Source organism: Photorhabdus luminescens subsp. luminescens (genome assembly GCF_001083805.1).
In the GTDB taxonomy this organism is placed as follows: Bacteria; Pseudomonadota; Gammaproteobacteria; order Enterobacterales; family Enterobacteriaceae; genus Photorhabdus; species Photorhabdus luminescens.
Genome location: NZ_JXSK01000008.1, coordinates 294,596 through 317,031, shown reverse-complemented (window position 1 = coordinate 317,031; position 22,436 = coordinate 294,596). Strand labels below are relative to the sequence as shown.

1 protein-coding gene (cut by a window edge) is annotated in these 22,436 nt (G+C 51.9%); it reads left to right on the top strand.

Annotation, left to right across the window (positions count from 1 at the left end; all coding sequences use genetic code 11):
* The first annotated feature begins 640 nt into the window (after positions 1-640).
* Positions 641-22,436, top strand: the 5' portion of a protein-coding gene (locus TI10_RS23245; RefSeq protein WP_053093480.1) for a non-ribosomal peptide synthase/polyketide synthase. 14,621 nt of this gene lie beyond the right edge of the window; only the first 21,796 of its 36,417 coding nucleotides appear in the window; it begins with the start codon at positions 641-643; the stop codon falls past the right edge of the window.

Genomic DNA, 22,436 nt, shown 5'->3' with positions numbered 1-22,436 from the left:
ATTAGGGGTAATTGTTGCTGACTGTTATTGTAAATGAACAGTAAATAAGGACAGTGCGGAAAATCCGGCGTATACACGCAGTATGTGAAGGGTGATTCGCTTCGTTTATGGCAAAGAATAGCAAAAAAATAGACCTCTTGGATAGGCAGTAAATGTATATGTTGGGAGGAGTATGTAATTGAATAATATTAAGCTTTATCCTAATTTGCACCATGTGTTGGTAAATATCGCGGGACGTCAGAAAAATAACATCACAAAACGCTCTAATTGGAATACATCTCGTTACAATCAATATTTTATTGCGTTAACTATTATACATGTCACATTACTTTATTATTGTGAAATAATATTTGGTGATATTAGTTGTAATTTGTAATGTTTCTTTATGGTATTGAATATAATAATGTCATTGTAGGATTAAGAATAGGGTTTCTATTTGTTCGGTTATTTTTGTAATTAGCATAAAAAATGACTAATTGGCCGTTATTAATCGAGCGATGGCAAGGTGTATTAATATTTTGAATTGATTTCGGATATGTCCGTTTTTATTTCTTGGGGGCAAGAAGTAAGAAAGAAATATTGGTGATGGCTGTCTGGTATGACAGTTTTCAAATTTCTAACAGATTCGTTGAGGTAATAAATGAAAGGTAACATTGCTACAGCGGGAAATGTTCTTAAAGACGAAGCTCTCTCTCAGATGTCATGTGAAAATATAACTCATAATACGTATGATACATCGATTCCACCACGAGAATGTGTTGTGGTAGGGGGAACAACCCTTGCGGTGTTTTGCGCCGAGCAAATTCTGGCGGCTGGGCATACCATACAAGCAGTGCTACCTACTGATAATGTTCTACAAACGTGGGCTGCCCAGCAAGGGATTGTTTGTGTGAACTCGGTTGAGGCATTACAAGAACAAATCACGTCACAGCCTGTCGATTGGCTTTTTTCAATCGTCAACCCAATCATCCTGCCAGGGGCGCTCATTAAACAAATTCGTGGCGGGGCTTTTAATTATCACGATAGCCCACTACCACGTTATGCGGGCAGTCATGCGACTTCTTGGGCGTTGCTAGCCCGAGAAACTCATTACGCTATTTCTTGGCACTGCATTGAAGGCGATGTAGATGCCGGCGATATTGCTGTGCAATGGCCGGTATTGATTGAAGAACAAGATAACGCTTTCTCGTTGAATCTGAAATGTTACCAAGCGGCTCAGAAAGGATTTGTTGAACTACTGAAAAATCTGGGGCGCGACGCCTTGGTGACTTATCCTCAAGATCTCTCGCAACGGAGTTTTTATGCTCAGTCACGCCGCCCCGATTGGGGAGGATATTTGTGTTGGGAGCAGTCGGGAGAGGTCCTGTCAGCTTTAGTGCGGGCATTAGATTTTGGGGAAAATTATTTAAATCCATTGGGTTGCCCGAAACTGTTACTGAGGCAGGGCCCGGTACAAATTTCCTGGCTTCAGCGGTTGAACACATGCTCTGCGGGGATACCCGGTACGTTGATTAGTGTGGAAGAGGATGCCTGGCAGGTGACGACCGGCAGTGAGGATGTGCGGATCGGGGGATTCGCCACCCTTGAAGGTGATTTGCTGTCTGCCAAAGAGCTTGCCGATATATCGGAACTTAGGCCGGGCAAACAGCTTCCTTTACTCTCCTCACAACAAGCGCAGAATGTAAAAGATACCCTGCAAACACTCGCGTCCAGTGAACCATTTTGGTATAAGCGTCTTGCCTCGTTACAACCCCTCCAGTTGCCTTTTGAAATGATTGGGAAACAGGCAGAACCCCGATGGGGAATGAGTCCCTGGCAGCCTCCATTGCTAAAAAACGCTGGAGAAGATCCATTACAGGCGTTGTTGCAGGTATTCGTTATCTATCTTGCACGTTTGACTCAGCAGACTGAACTGCAAATCGGTTGGTGTGTGGATGAAGCAAACGATAAACCAGATATATTGACTGGGTTGTCATCGGTGGTGCCGATGGTTATTGAGGTGGCGTTTGATAAGCCGTGGTTTGTAGTAGCTGATTGGATTGATGATGAACTTGCTCGATTGGCACGGCACCGCACATTTAGTCGAGATCTTCTCTCCCGCTCTCCTTCACTGCGGGCTATCCCGGAATTAAGAACAAGCCAGCCGTGGCAGATCGCCGTTTCTGTGATACAGGATGACAAATCGTGTGATCAGACGGCCTCTGGCGAATTGCTGACGTTCCAAATGAACGCGCAGGGCGGTTTTCGCTGGATCTATGATGAAAATCGCTTGAGTCCGGAAGTTATTCTGCGGATGAGTGAGCATTTGCAGGTGCTGGCATCATCAAAAAGGATGAGTGATGAAATCCCCATTGGACAGCTTAATTTGTTACCTGAGTCTGAACGCAAGTTGTTATTGGAAACTTGGAACGCCACGGAAACCGTCTATCCTGAGGCGTTATGTATCCATCAGTTGTTTGAACAGCAAGTAGAGAAAAAACCAGAGGCAACGGCACTGATAGCGGGAGATAAAATCTTCAGTTATATGGAACTGAATACCCGCGCCAATCGGTTAGCTCGTCAGCTCATCGAACAAGGGGTGTGTCCCGGTGATCATGTTGCGTTTCTGCTAGTGCGCTCGATGGAACTGGTTGTCGCCCAATTGGCGATTCTCAAAGCCGGTGCCGTTTACGTGCCGATTGATCCCAGTGTGCCGGATGAGCGGAAAAACTGGCTAATAAGTGATTGTTCCGCCAGATTGTTGCTTACCGATACACAGGCGGATATTCCGGCTAACCTGGCTGTGCCGCTGCTTCGTCTCTCGGATGAGACAGACATAGGTCGCGAGGAAGAGCGCCTTAACCTTGACTTACCGCGTTCTAGCACCGAATTAGCGTATATTATGTACACCTCCGGTTCTACCGGGACACCCAAAGGGGTATTGGTGCCGCATCGTGCGGTGGTCCGGTTGGTTATCAATAATGGCTATGCTGAAATCGGGCCGGATGATCGGGTGGCTTTTGCCGCTAATCCGGCTTTTGATGCCAGCACGTTTGAAGTTTGGGCGCCGTTGCTTAATGGCGGCGCGTTAGTGGTTATTGATCACGCTACTTTGCTGACGCCGCAGGCGTTTGTACAGACTTTACAGGTTCAGCAAATAACCGTTCTGTGGTTGAGTGTCGGATTGTTTAACCGGCTGGCAGCAGAATTGTCTCCGGTTTTGCCGCAGATAAAGTTGCTGATTGTCGGCGGAGATGCTCTTGATCCCCATGTTATCGACCAGGTACTGAACACCAGTCCGCCACAACAGCTATTAAATGGTTATGGGCCAAGTGAAGGCACCACCTTTACGGCAACATACCGAATCAATGCGGTAGCGCCGGGAGCGACCAACATCCCGATTGGCCGACCGGTAGCCAACACACGGGTTTATCTGTTGGATGCCTATGGTCAGCCGGTACCGTTAGGGGGAGTCGGAGAGATTTATGTGGGTGGAGATGGGGTGGCCTGTGGTTACCTTAATCGGCCTGAATTGACCGCCGAACGTTTCCTTGTTGATCCGTTCAGTGATAACCCGGATGCTCGTCTATACCGCACCGGGGATTTGGCGCGTTATTTGCCGGACGGTAATCTGGAATTCCTGGGCCGAAACGATCAGCAGGTTAAAATCCGCGGCTTCCGCGTTGAGTTAGGAGAAATTGAGGCCCGATTGGCAGAGCATCCAACGGTGCGTGAAGCGGCGGTGTTAGCATGGGGAGATGGTCAGGAGAAACGGCTGGCGGCCTATGTGGCGGCGGAAGCTTGTGACGGGCTGGTGAACAGCCTGCGTGATCATCTGCAAGCTATTTTGCCTGACTACATGGTACCGTCAGCCTTTGTGCGGCTGGATGCTTTTCCATTGACGCCGAATGGTAAATTGGATCGTCGTGCGCTACCGGCACCGGATGGTGAAGCCTTTGCCCGTCAAGTTTACGCCGCGCCTCAGGGAGAAACAGAAATAGCGCTGGCGGCGATTTGGCGTGAATTACTGGGGGTTGAGCAGATCAGCCGGTATGACAGCTTTTTTGCTCTGGGTGGTCATTCGCTACTCGCGATACGGGTGGTTGAACGCCTGCGTCACCTGGGATTGACATTGACGGCGCGTGATATGTTCCAATCGCCGGTGTTGTCAGACTTGGCCCAAACATTGGGACAGCATCAGGCTGTGATAGTCCCGCCTAACGTCATTACGCCGACAACTACGGCTCTGACGTCGGCGATGTTGCCGCTGATTGATTTAACTCAGGCTGACATTGACCGCATCGTCGGGCAGGTGCCGGGTGGGATCGCTAATATTCAGGATATTTATGCCCTGTCACCGTTGCAGGATGGTATTTTGTTCCACCATTTACTGGCAAACGAAGGTGACCCGTATCTGTTGACGGGGCAGATGGCTTTTGCTGATCGGGTTCTGTTGGATCGTTATCTGGCGGCGGTTCAACGGGTGGTTGATCGACACGATATTCTGCGTACCGCTTTTATTTGGCAAGGATTGTCAGTCCCGGCGCAGGTGGTCTGGCGTCAGGCCACCTTGTCGGTGACTGAATTGACATTAAATCCGGTTGATGGCCCAGTCAGTGACCAGCTAATCCGGCACTTTGATCCACGTCAGCATCGTCTCGACCTGAGCGAAGCGCCGTTATTGCGTTTTGTCGTGGCGCAGGAAACCGATGGCCGTTGGATCTTGCTGCAATTGCTGCATCACCTGATTGGCGATCATGAAACAATGGAGGTGATGCACCGCGAAGTACAGACATACCTAACGGGTCAGGAAGAGAGCTTGCCTGACCCGGTACCTTTCCGCAATTTGGTGGCGCAAGCTCAGTTGGGGGTGAGTCAGGAGGAACATACCCGCTTCTTTAGCGAAATGCTGGCAGAGGTGGATGAACCGACGCTGCCATTCGGCCTGACAGAGGTGCACCGCGACGGCTTACAGGTGACGGAATCCCACCGGATGTTGGCGCCTGAGTTGAATGCGCGTCTGCGCAGTCAGGCTCGGCGTTTAGGTGTCAGTCTGGCGGCGTTGTGTCATTTGGCCTGGGCACAGGTGTTGTCGCGTACCAGTGGTCAGGAACAAGTGGTGTTTGGCACCGTGCTGTTTGGGCGTATGCAGGCAGCGGATGGCGCCGACAATGGTATGGGGCTGTTTATTAATACCTTGCCGTTGCGGTTGGGTATCAATGAAACCCCGGTACGGGAGAGTGTACAGACTGCTCATACCCAACTCGCCGGATTATTAGCGCATGAGCATGCGTCACTGGCGCTGGCTCAGCGTTGCAGTGGGGTTGCCAGCGGTACGCCACTCTTTAGTGCTTTGCTGAATTATCGGCATAATGCCTTATCGGCAACGTCAGATGAGTTGATAGCCGGTATTGAATTTCTTGGCGTACAAGAGCGAACCAACTACCCGTTAGTGCTGTCGGTGGAGGATTTTGGCAATGCACTGGGACTGACAGCTCAGGTAGTGCAACCGTTTGAGTCGGAACGGGTATGCGGCTATATGCAACAGACGCTGGAGAGTCTGGCGGAGGCCCTTGAGCAAGCCCCGGATATGCCTGTTCGGGCATTGGAAATTCTACCGGAAGCGGAGCGTACCTTGTTGCTAACAACTTGGAACGCCACGGAAACCGTCTATCCTGATCAGTTATGTATCCATCAGTTATTTGAACAGCAGGCGGAGAAAACCCCTGACGCGATAGCATTAGTGTATGAAGGGCAGACGTTCAGCTATGCTGAATTAAATGCCCGCGCTAACCGGTTAGCTCGTCAGCTCATCGAACAAGGGGTATGTCCCGGCGATCATGTCGCGCTCTTGCTGGGGCGCTCGATGGAACTGGTGATAGCCCAATTGGCGATTCTCAAAGCCGGTGCTGTTTACGTGCCAATAGATCCTAGTGTGCCGGATGAGCGGAAAAACTGGCTAATAGGTGATTGCTCCGCCAGATTGTTGCTCATTGATACACAGGGAGATATTCCGGCGGATCTGGCTGTGCCGCTGTTTCGTCTCTCGGATGAAGCAGATATGGGCCGAGAAGAAGATCGGCTTAACCTTGACTTACCGCGTTCCAGCACTGAGTTAGCGTATATCATGTACACTTCCGGTTCTACCGGGATACCTAAAGGCGTCTTGGTACCGCATCGTGCAGTGGTCCGGCTGGTTATTAACAACGGCTATGCTGAAATCGAACCAGATGATCGGGTGGCTTTTGCCGCTAACCCGGCTTTCGATGCCAGCACGTTTGAAGTTTGGGCGCCGTTGCTTAATGGCGGCGCGTTAGTGGTTGTTGATCATGCCACTTTGCTGACGCCGCTAGAGTTTGTACAAGTTTTACAGGTTCAGCGAATTACTGTTCTGTGGTTGAGTGTCGGATTGTTTAACCAGCTAGCAGCAGAATTGTCTCCGGTTTTGCCGCAAATCAGGCTCCTGATTGTTGGCGGAGATGCCCTTGATCCGCATGTCATCGGTCAGGTACTGAACACCAGTCCGCCACAACAGCTATTAAATGGTTATGGGCCGAGTGAAGGCACCACCTTTACGACCACATACCGTATCAATGCAATAGCACCGGGAGCGACTAACATCCCAATTGGCCGACCGATAGCCAACACGCGGGTTTATTTGTTGGATATCTATGGTCAGCCGGCGCCGTTGGGGGTGGTCGGCGAGATTTATGTGGGTGGAGATGGGGTGGCTTATGGTTATCTTAATCGGCCTGAATTGACCGCTGAATGTTTCCTTGTCGATCCGTTCAGTGATAACCCGGGCGCCCGTATGTACCGCACCGGGGATTTGGCGCGCTATCTGCCGGACGGCAATCTGGAATTCCTGGGCCGCAATGATCAACAGGTTAAAATCCGTGGTTTCCGCATTGAACCAAAAGAAATTGAGGCCCGGTTAGCCGAGCACCCAACGGTGCGTGAAGTTGCGGTGTTGGTGCAGGGAGAAGGGCAGAATAAACGGCTGGTGGCCTATGTGGTGGAATCAGCGGATGACGGTCTGGTGGACAGTCTGCATACTCACTTGAGCGCTATTTTACCTGACTATATGGTACCAACGGCCTTTGTGCGGCTGGATGCTTTTCCGTTGACCCCGAACGGTAAGTTGGATCATCGGGCATTACCGGCGCCGGACAATGAAATTGTTGCCCGTCAGGTTTATGCCGAGCCTCAGGGGGAAACAGAAATAGCGCTGGCGGCGATTTGGCGTGAATTACTGGAGGTTGAGCAGATAAGTCGGTATGACAGCTTTTTTGCCTTGGGTGGTCATTCGCTGCTTGCTGTACGTATGATTGGGCGTTTGCGTCACCTGGGATTGACACTGACGGCGCGTGATCTGTTCCAGTCGCCGGTGCTGTCAGACCTGGCGCAAACGTTAGGACAGCATCAGGCAGTGATAGTGCCGCCTAACGTCATTACGCCAGCAACCACAGAGTTGACGCCGGCAATGTTGCCGCTGATTGATTTGACTCAAGCTGATATTGATTGCATCGTCGGGCAGGTGCCGGGAGGGGTAACCAATATTCAGGATATCTATGCCCTGTCGCCGTTGCAGGATGGCATTTTGTTCCACCATTTGTTGGAGAATGAAGGTGATCCCTATCTATTAATCAGTCAGATGGCCTTTGCTGACCGGGCGCTGTTGGATCGTTATCTGGCAGCGGTTCAGTGGGTGGTTGATCGCCACGATATTCTGCGTACCGCTTTTATCTGGCAAGGATTGTCAATTCCGGCACAGGTAGTCTGGCGTCAGGCTACCTTGTCGGTGACGGAACTAACACTAAACTCGGCTGATGGTCTGATCCGCGACCAGTTAACCCAGCGTTTTGATCCGCGTCGGCATCGCCTTGACTTGAAGGAAGCCCCGTTATTACGTTTTGTGGTAGCACAAGAAACTGATGGTCGTTGGGTCCTGCTGCAACTGCTGCATCACCTGATTGGCGACCATGAAACGATGGAAGTGATGCACCGTGAAGTGCAGGCGTATCTGACAGGTCAGGAGGAGAACCTGCCTGCGCCGGCGCCTTTCCGTAATCTGGTGGCGCAAGCTCGGCTGGGGATGAGTCAGGAAGAACATACTCGCTTCTTTACTGACATGTTAGCGGGGGTAGATGAACCCACGTTACCGTTTGGGTTAACAGAAGTGCATCGTGATGGCACGCAGGTGGCTGAATCTCACCGGATGTTGGCGTCTGAGCTAAATAACCGTTTGCGCAGTCAGGCCCGACGTTTGAGTGTGAGTCTGGCGGCTTTGTGTCATTTGGCCTGGGCACAGGTGTTGGCACGTACCAGCGGACAAGATCAAGTGGTGTTCGGTACGGTGCTGTTTGGGCGTATGGCGGCGGGAGACGGGGCTGACAATGGTATGGGACTGTTTATCAATACCTTGCCGTTGCGGTTGGATATGGATGGTACCCCGGTACGGGAGAGTGTACAGACCGCCCATACCCGATTGGCCGGATTATTAGCGCATGAACACGCGTCACTGGCGCTGGCCCAGCGTTGCAGCAGTGTGCAGGGTGAGATCCCCCTGTTTAATAGCTTATTGAACTATCGGCACAATACCTTGCCGGTAATGTCAGATGATTTGATAAACGGTATTGAGTTTCTTGGCGCGCAGGAGCGGACTAACTATCCATTAATGTTATCGGTGGAGGATTTTGGTGATGCTCTGGGGCTGACGGTTCAGGTAGTGCAGCCGTTTGATCCGGAAAACCTATGCGGTTATATGCAGCAGGCGCTGGAGAGCTTGGTGACAGCGCTGGAACAGGCCCCAGAAATGCCGGTACGACAGTTGGAAATTCTACCGGAAGCGGAGCGTACCTTGTTGTTAACAACTTGGAACGCCACGGAAGTTGCCTATCCTGACCAGTTGTGCATTCATCAGTTATTTGAACAACAGGTGGAGCAAACCCCGGACGCGACAGCGTTAGTGTATCAAGAGCAAACCCTCAGTTATGCCGAATTAAATGCCCGTGCCAACCGTCTGGCCCATCAACTTATCGCACTGGGCGTCGTACCTGACCAACGGGTGGCGATTTGTGTGACACGTTCACCGGCAATGGTGGTGGGATTGCTGTCAGTGATGAAAGCGGGTGGGGCTTATGTGCCGTTAGACCCAGCTTATCCTGGCGCGCGTTTGGCGCATATTCTGACTGATGCGGCTCCGGCCGTGGTGCTGGCGGATAAGGCCGGTTGGTCTGCACTGGGTGAGGAAGCGCTGGCTGGACTCACGGTACTGGACCCGAATATTTTGCCTGATCAGCCGGATAGTAATCCGCAGGTACCTGAGCTGACTTCTCTGCATTTGGCGTATGTGATTTACACTTCCGGCTCCACGGGAGTACCCAAAGGGGTAATGATTGAGCACCGGAATACGGTTAACTTCCTGCATTGGGCTCAGCAGGCCTTTGAGACGGAAGAGATCCGCGAGGTGCTTTTCTCAACATCGATGAATTTCGATCTGTCTGTTTTTGAATGTTTTATGCCGTTGTCTCGTGGGGCGGCGATTTATCTGGTTGAAGATGCCCTGTCATTGATGCAGCACGCCCTGCCGGTGACTTTGATCAACTCAGTTCCATCTGCGATGAAACCGTTATTGCAGGCTCGGGCGCTGATGGCGTCGGTTCATACGGTCAATCTGGCGGGAGAACCGCTTAAAGGCGCCTTAATTGAACAGATTTTCGCAGACACGCAAATACAGCGGTTGTGTAATCTCTATGGACCTTCTGAAACGACAACCTATTCTGCCTGGTTGCCGATACAGCGAGGTGACAGGATCATTGAAAGTATCGGTCGTCCGATAGCTAACACCCGCCTTTACTTACTGAATGAATATGGTCAACCAGCACCGTTGGGTGTCGTAGGGGAAATTTATATCGGCGGCGCGGGAGTGGCGCGTGGCTACTTTAATCGCTCTGACTTAACGGCGGAACGATTCCTGATTGATCCGTTTAGTGATAAGCCTGATGCCCGCATGTACCGCACCGGGGATTTAGCCCGTTATTTGCCGGACGGCAATCTGGAATTCTTGGGCCGTAACGACCAACAGATTAAAATCCGTGGCTTCCGCATTGAACCGGGTGAAATTGAATCCCGGTTGTCGGAACACCCGGCAGTGAGTGAGTCTGTGGTATTGGCACAGGGGGAAGGGCAGGAAAAACGGCTGGTGGCCTATGTGGCGGCGGAAGCCCATGAGGGGCTGGTAAATAGTCTGCATACCTACCTGAGCGCCATGTTGCCGGATTATATGGTGCCGTCAGCTTTTGTGCGTCTGGATGCGTTTCCGTTAACGCCGAACGGTAAATTGAATCGTCAAGCGCTACCGGCGCCGGACAATGAAGCGATTACCCGTCAGGTTTATGAAGCGCCTCAGGGAGAAATGGAAATAGCTCTGGCGGCGATTTGGCGTGAAGTTCTGGGCGTTGAACAGATCAGCCGGTATGACAATTTCTTTGCTCTGGGGGGCCATTCGTTGCTGGCGGTGCGGGTGATGAACCGGGTAGCTGCTTTGGGTATTGAATTGCCGCTAACCGCCCAGTTTAAATCTCCTTCGTTAAGGGCGTTTGCTGAGGCCATGCAGGCCCGGCAGGGGCAACCGGATACTATCCTGCCAGCCATTGTGCCGATATCCCGTGAAGGGGAATTACCGTTGTCATTTGCTCAACAACGCTTGTGGTTCCTGGCGCAGCTTGAGGGAGTCAGTGAAACTTATCATATTCCGATGGCCCTGCGCTTGTGTGGCGAGTTGGATATCATGGCCTGGCAAAAGGCGCTGGATACCTTATTTGCTCGTCATGAAGCGTTACGTTCTGTCTTTGTCTCTGTAGAGGGTCAGCCACAAGTGCGGCTGTTGGCGCCAGATAGCGGCTTACTGTTATCTCAATATGATCTGCGTGGGGTTCCCGATGCGGATGGGGTGCTTGAATGCTTGAGCGTGGAGGAAGCCCATGCGTCATTTGATCTTGACAGTGGTCCGCTTATCCGCGCCTGTCTTATCCGGATTACCGATGACGAATATCAATTTTTGCTGACCCAACATCACATTATTTCCGATGGTTGGTCTGCCAATGTGCTGGTACAGGAACTGAACACGCTCTATACGGCGTTTATGGACGGGCAATCTGATCCGTTGCCGCCGTTGGCGATTCAATACCCGGATTACGCTGCTTGGCAGCGTCAGTGGCTGTCGGCTGAACGTATTCAGGCTCAATCTGACTATTGGCGTTCAATGTTGACTGATGCACCGGTTCTGTTGGATTTGCCCACTGATAGGCCTCGTCCGCCGGAACAGTTGTTTGCCGGACAGGCCGTGCCAGTTAACCTGGATGTGGCGTTAACGACCGCCCTTAAACGCCTGAGTGAACAGCAGGGCGTCACCTTATTTATGACGCTGTTGTCAGCTTGGGCGATAGTCCTGTCGCGCCTGTCAGGTCAGGACGATGTGGTGATTGGCACCCCAAGTGCAGGTCGTAGTCGTCGGGAAGTTGAGTCGTTGATTGGCTTCTTTGTCAATACGCTGGCGTTGCGCATAGATTTATCGGGTGAACTGACCGTGACGGAATTACTGGCGCGAGTTCGGCAAACTGCATTGGCGGCCCAAGAGCATCAAGATTTACCGTTTGAACAAGTGGTGGAAATCGTGCAACCACCGCGCCGACTGGCGCATACCCCGTTATTCCAGGTGATGTTTGCCTGGCAGAACAATGAAAGTACGGAATGGGGATTACCAGGGCTGGCGGTGTCACCGGTCGATCAAGCCGTTGATGTTGTCAAGTTTGATCTTGAGCTTAACCTGTTAGAAGAGGAAGGCGGGATTGTTGGTGCGTTGAGTTATGCCACGGCTCTGTTCGAGCCATCGACAATGGAACGGCAGGTGGGATATCTGCATACGGTGTTGCAAGCGATGGCGGCTAACCCGCAACAGCCGGTCGGAGAAATTGATATTTTGTCTCCGGCAGAGCGTAGGTTGTTACTAGAAACCTGGAATGCCACGGTAACCGCCTATCCTGAGGCGTTATGTGTTCATCAATTGTTTGAACAACAGGCAGCGAAAACTCCAGAGGCGGAGGCCTTAGTGTGTGAAGGGCAGACTCTCAGTTATGCTGAATTAAATGCTCATGCTAACCGGTTGGCCCATCAGCTTATTACATTAGGGATAAAACCGGATCAACGGGTGGCGATTTGTGTGTCACGTTCACCGGCAATGGTAGTGGGATTGCTGGCGGTGATGAAAGCGGGCGGGGCTTATGTGCCGCTAGACCCGACTTATCCTGGTGGGCGTTTGACACATATTCTGACCGATGCTGCTCCGGCGGTTGTGCTGGCGGATAAGGCTGGCAGGGTTGCACTAAGCGAGGAAGCGCTGGCTGGATTAACGGTACTGGACCCGAATGACTTGCCTGATCAACCGGATAGTAATCCACAGATACCTGGGCTGACTTCTCGTCATCTGGCCTATGTGATTTACACCTCCGGTTCTACGGGAACGCCTAAAGGGGTGATGATTGAGCACCGGAATACGGTTAACTTCTTGCATTGGACTCAGCAGGCTTTTGAGACGGAAGAGATTCGTAAAGTACTTTTCTCAACGTCAATGAATTTTGACCTGTCCATTTTTGAATGTTTTATGCCGTTGTCTCGTGGGGCGGCGATTTATCTGGTGGATGATGCTCTGTCATTAATGCAGCATGCCCTGCCGGTGACCTTAATCAACTCAGTCCCGTCGGCAATGAAACCGTTATTGCAGGCTCAGGCGCTGATGGCGTCGGTTCATACTGTCAATCTGGCAGGGGAACCGCTTAAAGGCGCCTTAATTGAACAGATTTTCGAAAAAACGCAAATACAGCAGTTATGTAATCTTTATGGACCTTCTGAAACAACAACCTATTCTGCTTGGTTGCCGATACAGCGGGGTGAACGGATTATTGAAAGTATCGGCCGTCCGATAGCCAACACCAGTCTTTACTTGCTGGACGAGTGTGGTCAACCGGTGCCATTGGGCGTGGTGGGGGAGATTTATATCGGCGGCGCGGGAGTGGCGCGTGGCTACTTCAATCGCCCAGACTTGACGGCGGAACGGTTCCTGATTGATCCGTTTAGTGGTGTGCCGGATGCCCGGATGTATCGCACCGGAGATTTAGCCCGTTATTTGCCGGACGGCAATCTGGAATTCTTGGGCCGTAACGATCAGCAGGTTAAAATTCGCGGTTTCCGCATTGAACCGGGGGAAATTGAGACCCGATTGGTGGAACACCCGGCGGTGAGTGAATCGGTGGTATTGGCGCAAGGTGACGGGCAGGAGAAACGGCTGGTGGCTTATGTGGCGGCAGAAGCTCACGAAGGGTTGATTAACAGTCTACGCGAACATCTGAGCATTCAATTGCCTGATTACATGGTACCGGCGGTCTTTGTGCGTCTGGATGTATTGCCATTGACGCCGAACGGTAAGCTGGATCGGCAAGCGTTACCAGCGCCGGACAATGACGCCGTTGCTCGTCAGATTTACGAAGCGCCTCAGGGAGAAACGGAAATGGCGCTGGCGGCGATTTGGCGTGAAGTCCTGGGGATTGAGCAGATCAGCCGGTATGACAATTTCTTTGCTCTGGGGGGCCATTCGTTGCTGGCGGTGCGGGTGATGAACCGGGTAGCCGCTTTGGGTATTGAACTGCCATTAACCACCCTGTTTAAATCTCCTTCGTTAAAAGCATTTGCTGAGGTCATGCAGGCCCGGCAGGAGCAACCGGATACTATCCTGCCAGCCATCGTACCGATATCCCGTGAAGGAGAATTACCGTTATCATTTGCTCAACAGCGCTTGTGGTTCCTGGCGCAGCTTGAGGGCGTCAGTGAGACTTATCATATCCCAATGGCCCTGCGCTTGTGTGGTCAATTGGATATCATGGCCTGGCAGAAGGCGCTGGATACCTTATTTGCCCGTCATGAAGCGTTACGCTCTATCTTTGTTTCTGTTGATGGTCAACCGCAAGTGCGGTTGTTGGCGCCAAATAGCGGCTTACTGTTGTCTCAATATGACCTGCGCGGGATACCAGATGCTGATGTTGTTCTTGAGTGTCTGAGCGTGGAGGAAGCCCACGCGTCATTTGACCTTGAAAGTGGCCCACTTATCCGGGCTGCTCTCATCCGGCTCACTGATGACGAATATCAGTTTTTGCTGACTTTGCATCACATTATTTCTGATGGTTGGTCTGCCAATGTGCTGATACAGGAACTGAACACGCTCTATACGGCATTTATGGAAGGGCGATCAGATCCGTTGCCGCCGTTGGCGATTCAATACCCGGATTACGCCGCCTGGCAGCGTCAGTGGCTGTCGGCTGAGCGTATTCAGGTTCAGTCTGACTATTGGCGCGGGATGTTGATTGACGCGCCAGTTTTGCTGGATTTGCCTACTGACCGGCCCCGTCCGCCGGAACAGTCGTTTGCCGGGCAAACCGTGCTGATTGATTTGGATGTGGAATTAACGGCAGCCCTGAAACGTCTGAGTGAACAGCAGGGCGTCACCTTATTTATGACGCTGTTGTCAGCCTGGTCGGTGGTTCTGTCACGTTTGTCAGGTCAGGAAGAGGTGGTGATTGGCACCCCGAGCGCAGGCCGCAGTCGTCAGGAAGTAGAGCCGTTGATTGGCTTCTTTGTCAATACGCTGGCATTGAGGATAGATTTATCGGGTGAGCTGACCGTGACTGAGTTGCTGACGAAAGTCCGGCAAACCGCATTGGCGGCACAGGAGCATCAAGATTTACCATTTGAACAGGTGGTGGAAATCGTGCAACCGCCGCGCAGATTGGCGCATACCCCATTGTTCCAGGTGATATTTGCCTGGCAGAACAATGAGAGCACGGACTGGAAACTGCCGAAGCTGGCAGTTTCATCGGTCGATCAAGCCGTTGATATTGTCAAGTTTGATCTTGAACTGGGCTTGTCAGAAGAGGAGGGCAGGATTGTTGGGGCGTTGAATTATGCCACCGCCCTGTTTGATCCATCGACGATGGCGCGGCAGGTGGAATATCTGCACGCGGTGCTGTACGCGATGGTGACTAACCCTCAACAGCTAATCGGAGAAATTGATATCTTGTCTCCGGCGGAGCGTAAACTGTTACTGGAAACTTGGAACGCGACGGAAACCGCCTATCCTGATCAATTATGTATTCATCAATTGTTTGAACAACAGGTAGAACAAACCCCTGACGCGATAGCATTAGTATATGAAGATCAAACTCTCAGTTATGCCGAATTAAATATTCGCGCTAACCGGTTGGCCCATCAGCTTATCGCACTGGGCGTCGTACCCGATCAGCCAGTGGCGATTTGCGTGTCACGTTCGCTGGCAATGGTAGTGGGGGTATTGGCAATACTGAAAGCCGGTGGCGCCTATGTGCCGCTGGACCCGGTCTATACCGGTGAGCGTCTGGCACATATTTTGACTGATGCCGCTCTGGTTATTTTGCTGGCGGATGATACCGGACGTAGTGCGCTGGATGAAAAAATACTGGCTACCCTGACTGTACTCGACCCTAATATTTTGCCTGATCAGCCGGAGGGTAACCCACAGGTACCGACATTAACCGCACAGCATCTGGCCTATATCATTTACACCTCGGGTTCGACAGGGACGCCGAAGGGGGTAATGGTCGAGCATCGTAATATCCAGCGTTTATTTGAGGCGACTGAATCCTGGTATCGCTTTAACCGACAAGATGTTTGGTGCCTGTTCCATTCCATCGCGTTTGATTTCTCGGTATGGGAATTATGGGGAGCGTTACGCTATGGCGCTAAATTGGTGCTGGTGCCGCACGCGATCGCTCGCTCCTCTCAAGAGCTGCATCAATTCGTGTGCCGGCACGGTATCACCGTATTGAATCAGACGCCGAGCGCGTTCAAAGCCTTTATTGCCAGCTATGTTGATAACCCATTGCCGGACCAGTTGCGTTATATCATCTTTGGGGGAGAAGCCCTCGATCCGGGGATGTTACGACCGTGGTATCGCCTGCGTGAAGAGACATCACCAAGGTTGGTGAATATGTACGGTATCACGGAGACGACGGTTCATGTGACTTATCGGGAGCTGAATCCGCATGACGTGGAACAGATAACCAGTCCTATTGGTACGCGTATTCCAGATTTAACCCTTTATCTGTTGGATAAATACGGTCAGCCAGTGCCGTTAGGGGTGACAGGTGAATTGTATGTTGGAGGAGCCGGAGTAGCGCGGGGTTATCTGAATCGCCCTGAACTGACGGCGGAACGTTTCTTGATTGATCCGTTTAGTGATCAACCGGGCGCTCGTATGTACCGTACCGGGGATTTAGCTCGCTACCTGCCGGATGGCTGCATGGAATTCCTGGGCCGTAACGACCAGCAGGTTAAAATCCGTGGTTTCCGCATTGAGCCGGGGGAAATTGAGGCCCGATTGGTAGAACACCCGGCGGTGAGTGAATCGGTGGTGTTGGCGTTGGGCGAAGGGCAGGGAAAACGGCTGGTTGCCTATGTCGTAGCGCCAGAGGATGAAGGTCTGGCGAATAGCCTGCGTACTTACCTAAGCTCTATTTTACCGGATTATATGGTGCCAACGGCCTTTGTGCGTCTGGATGCGTTTCCGCTAACGCCGAACGGTAAATTGGATCGTCGAGCCTTGCCGACACCGGACGGTGAAGCTTTTGCCCGTCAGGTTTATGCAGCGCCGCAAGGGGAAACGGAAATTGCATTAGCGGCCATTTGGTGTGAGTTGTTAGATATTGAACAGGTCAGTCGTCACGATAGCTTCTTCGCACTGGGTGGTCATTCTCTGCTAGCGGTACGGATGATTGAACGTTTGCGTCATCTGGGGCTGACACTGGCGGTACGTGATCTGTTCCAGTCTCCGGTGTTGTCTGAACTGGCGCAAACGTTGGGACAGCACCGGGCTGTGGTGGTGCCGCCGAATGTCATTACGCCAGCGACGACGACACTCACTCCGGGAATGTTGCCGCTGGTAGATCTGGTCCAGGCTGACATTGACTGTATCATCGGGCAAGTGCCGGGCGGGATGACTAATATTCAGGATATTTATGCCTTGTCACCGTTGCAGGACGGTATTTTGTTCCATCACTTGTTGGCAAACGAAGGTGATCCCTATTTGGTGGTCGGTCAGATGGCTTTTGCTGATCGTGCTTTGCTAGATCGTTATTTAGCGGCAGTGCAACAGGTGGTTGAACGCCACGATATCCTGCGTACCGCCTTTATCTGGCAAGGATTATCTGTGCCGGTTCAGGTGGTCTGGCGTCAGGCGCCTTTATCGGTTACTGAATTGACGCTGGACCCGGCGGATGGGCCAATTTGTGAACAACTGACTCAACGTTTTAATCCGCGTCATTATCGTCTTGATCTGAATCAAGCGCCGTTGTTGCGGTTTGTGGCGGCGCAGGAAGAGGATGATGGTCGTTGGATGGTACTGCAATTGCTGCATCATCTGATTGGCGACCATACCACATTGGACGTGATGAACCGTGAAGTTCAGGTTTATCTGGACGGACAGGAGGATAACCTGCCTGTGCCGACACCTTTCCGCAATTTGGTCGCACAGGCTCGGTTGGGTGTCAGTCAGACGGAACATATCCGCTTCTTTAGCGAAATGTTGGCGGAGGTAGATGAACCAACGTTGCCGTTTGGTTTGGCGGAAGTGCATCGTGATGGTTCGCAAGTAGTGGAATTCCACCGGATGCTGGCGCCTGAACTGAATGACCGTTTGCGCGGTCAGGCTCGTCGTTTGGGCGTCAGTCTGGCGGCGTTGTGTCATTTGGCCTGGGCACAGGTGTTGTCGCATACCAGCGATCAGGAGCAAGTGGTGTTCGGCACGGTGCTGTTTGGGCGTATGGCGGCAGGAGAAGGTACCGACAATGGCATGGGGTTATTTATCAATACCTTGCCGTTACGGCTGGACATCGATGATACGTCGGTACGGGACAGTGTGCAGGCTGCCCATACCCGACTAGCCGGATTATTAGAACATGAACATGCTTCACTGGCGCTGTCCCAGCGTTGCAGTGGTGTACAGGGCGAGATCCCGCTCTTTAGCAGCTTGCTGAACTATCGACATAATGCCTTATCGGCAACGTCAGATGGACAGATAGACGGTGTTGAGTTTCTTGGTGGACAGGAGAGAACTAACTACCCGTTAGTGCTGTCGGTGGAGGATTTTGGTGAATCACTGGGATTGACTGCTCAGGTTGTCCAGCCGTTGGAGCCAGAACGGATATGTGGCTATATGCAGCAAGCACTGGAGAGTCTGGTAGAAGCATTGGAACAGGCCTCGAAAACTCCGGTACGTCAATTGAAAATTCTGCCGGAAACGGAGCGTACGTTGCTGTTAAAAACCTGGAACGCCACGGAAACCGCGTATCCTGAGGCATTGTGTATTCATCAGTTGTTTGAACAACAGGTAGAGCAAACTCCTGATGCGATAGCATTAGTGCATGAAGATCAAGCTCTCAGTTATGCCGAATTAAATACCCGCGCTAACCGGTTGGCCCATCAGCTTATCGCACTGGGCGTCGTGCCCGATCAGCGAGTGGCGATTTGCGTGTCACGTTCACCGGCAATGATAGTGGGGGTATTGGCAATACTGAAAGCCGGTGGCGCCTATGTGCCGCTGGACCCGGTCTATACCGGTGAGCGTCTGGCACATATTCTGACTGATGCCGCTCCGGTTATTTTGCTGGCGGATGATACCGGACGTAGTACGTTGGGCGAGAAAATGCTGGCTACCCTGACTGTACTCGACCCTAATATTTTGCCTGATCAGCCGGAGGGTAACCCACAGGTACCGACATTAACCGCACAGCATCTGGCCTATATCATTTACACCTCGGGTTCGACAGGGACGCCGAAGGGGGTAATGGTCGAGCATCGTAATATCCAGCGTTTGTTTGAGGCGACTGAATCCTGGTATCGCTTTAACCGACAAGATGTTTGGTGCCTGTTCCATTCCATCGCGTTTGACTTCTCGGTATGGGAATTATGGGGGGCGTTACGCTATGGCGCTAAACTGGTGCTGGTGCCGCACGCGATCGCTCGATCCCCTCAAGAGCTGCATCAATTCGTATGTCAGCACGGTATCACCGTATTGAATCAGACGCCGAGCGCGTTCAAAGCCTTTATTGCCAGTTATGTCGCCAATCCATTACCGGACTGCTTACGTTATATCATCTTTGGCGGAGAAGCTCTTGAACCGGGGATGTTACGACCGTGGTATCGCCTGCGTGGAGAGACGTCACCGCAGTTAGTGAATATGTACGGTATCACGGAGACGACGGTTCATGTGACTTATCGGGAACTCAACCTTCATGATGTGGAACAGACGACCAGCCCTATTGGTACGCGTATTCCAGATTTAACCCTTTATCTGTTGGATAAATACGGTCAGCTGGTGCCGTTGGGGGTAACAGGTGAATTGTATGTTGGGGGGGCTGGAGTAGCACGGGGTTATCTGAATCGCCCAGAGCTGACGGCAGAACGTTTCCTAATTGATCCGTTTAGTGATCAACCGGGCGCTCGTATGTACCGTACCGGGGATTTAGCTCGCTACCTGCCGGATGGCAATCTGGAATTCCTGGGCCGCAACGACCAGCAGGTTAAAATCCGTGGTTTCCGTATTGAACTGGGGGAAATTGAGACACGTCTGATAGAGCACCCGGCGGTGCGTGAGGCGACTGTGTTGGCGCTGGGGGATGGTCAGGACAAACGGCTGGTTGCCTATGTTGTAGCGCCAGTGGATGACGGGTTGGTGAATAGTTTGCGTACTCACCTGAGTAAAATGTTGCCTGACTACATGGTGCCGTCAGCCTTTGTGCGGCTGGATGCTTTCCCGTTAACGCCGAATGGTAAGCTGGATCGTCGGGCACTACCGGCACCAGATAGTGGCGCCGTTGCCCGTCAGGTTTATGCAGCGCCACAAGGGGAAACGGAAATCGCCTTGGCGGCTATCTGGTGCGAGTTGCTGAACATAGAACAGATTAGCCGATACGATAGCTTCTTTGCATTAGGTGGTCATTCCCTGCTTGCGGTGCGGATGATTGAACGTCTGCGTCACTTGGGGCTGACACTGGCAGTGCGTGATCTGTTCCAGTCGCCGGTGTTGTCTGACTTGGCCCAAACGTTAGGGCAATATCGGGCTGTGGTGATTCCTCCGAATGTCATTACGCCAGCGACGGCGGCGCTCACTCCGGGGATGTTGCCGTTGGTAGATCTTACCCAGGCTGACATTGACTGTATCGTCAAGCAAGTGCCGGGCGGGATGGACAATATTCAGGATATCTATGCCCTATCACCGTTGCAGGATGGTATTTTGTTCCATCACTTATTGGCAAACGAAGGCGATCCCTATTTGGTGGTCAGTCAGGTGGCCTTTACTGATCGCTCTTTGCTAGACCGTTATTTGGTAGCGGTACAACAGGTGGTTGATCGTCATGATATCCTGCGTACTGCCTTTATCTGGCGAGAGTTGTCTGTACCGGTTCAGGTGGTTTGGCGTCAAGCTACTTTGTCAGTGATAGAGCTGACCTTGAATCCGGCTGATGGACGGGTTTGTGATCAGTTAACGCAACGTTTTGACCCCCGTCATCACCGTCTTGACCTGGGTGAAGCGCCGTTGTTGCGGTTTGTGGTGGCGCAAGAGGCTGATGGTCGCTGGATTGTACAGCAATTGTTGCATCATTTGATTGGCGACCATACCACACTGGACGTAATGAACCGTGAAGTACAAGCTTATCTGGATGGACAGGAGGAGAGCCTGCCAGCGCCGACACCTTTCCGTAATCTGGTGGCACAGGCCCGGTTAGGTGTCAGTCAGGAAGAACACACCCGTTTCTTTACTGACATGTTAGTCGAGGTAGATGAGCCGACCTTGCCGTTTGGTTTGACGGAAGTACATCGTGATGGTTCGCAGGTGACAGAATCGCACCGGATGTTGTCAACCGAGCTAAATAACCGTTTACGTTATCAGGCGAGACATTTGGGCGTCAGTCTGGCGGCGTTGTGTCATCTGGCTTGGGCGCAGGTGCTGTCGTGTACCAGCGGGCAGGAGCAAGTGGTGTTCGGCACGGTGCTGTTTGGGCGCATGGCGGCAGGAGATGGAGCCGACAGCGGCATGGGGCTGTTCATTAATACCTTGCCGTTGCGGTTGGATATTGATGGGACCTCGGTACGAGACAGTGTTCAGGCCGCCCATACCCGATTGGCCGGATTATTGGCCCATGAACATGCGTCACTGGCGCTGGCGCAGCGTTGCAGTAGTGTTACTAGTGGTACGCCACTCTTCAACGCATTATTAAACTACCGGCATAACCTATCTCTGGTGGCGCCGGATGAAGTAATGAAGGGCATTGAATTCTTAGGTGGACAGGAGCGGACTAACTATCCGTTTACCCTGTCAGTGGAGGATTTTGGCGATGCTCTGGGGCTGACTGCTCAAATTGTCCAGCCATTTGACCCAGATCGCATATGCGGTTATATGCAGCAAGCGCTGGAAAGCCTGTTGGAAGCATTGGAACAGGCGCCAGAGACCCCGGTGCGGGCATTGAATATTTTGCCTGAAGTAGAGCGAAAGCTGTTGCTGGAAATGTGGAATACCACTGAAACCATATATCCTGAGACATTATGTATTCATCAGTTGTTTGAACAACAGGTGGAGAAAACCCCGGAGGCCACGGCGTTAGAGTATCAAGAGCAAATCTTTAGCTATGCTGAACTCAATAGCAGAGCTAACCGTCTTGCCCACAAACTGATTACACTGGGAGTTATACCGGACCAGCGGGTAGCGATTTGTGTAACACGTTCACCAGCAATGATAGTCGGGTTGTTAGCGGTGCTGAAAGCCGGTGGGGCCTATGTGCCGTTGGACCCAACTTATCCTGGGGAGCGTTTGGCGCATATCCTGAATGATGTTGCCTCGTCAGTGGTGTTGGCGGATAAGATTGGGCAGGCAGCTCTGGGCGAAGAGGTATTGGTCGGGTTAACGGTATTAGATCCGAATATTCAGCCTGACCAGCCAGACAGCAATCCGCAGGGGATTGCACTGACGCCACAACATTTGGCGTATGTTATCTATACTTCTGGCTCTACTGGCACGCCGAAAGGTGTAATGGTGGAGCATCAGGCGATTTATCAACGTTATTTCGGTTTTAATCAGACCTATGCCGTCACTGAACAAGACCGAATGCTGCAATTTTCCTCTTTTGCTTTCGATGCATCCGTCGAAGAGCTGTTTTCGTCATTATGCAATGGCGCTACGTTGGTGATTCGTGATGATAGTTGGCTGGCTTCTGTGTCGGCATTTATTACCTTAGCCCGACAGAATCAAATTACGGTGATGTCTCTGCCAACCCAATTTTGGTCTGAGCTGGCGGCCAGAGACCGGGCGTTATTGC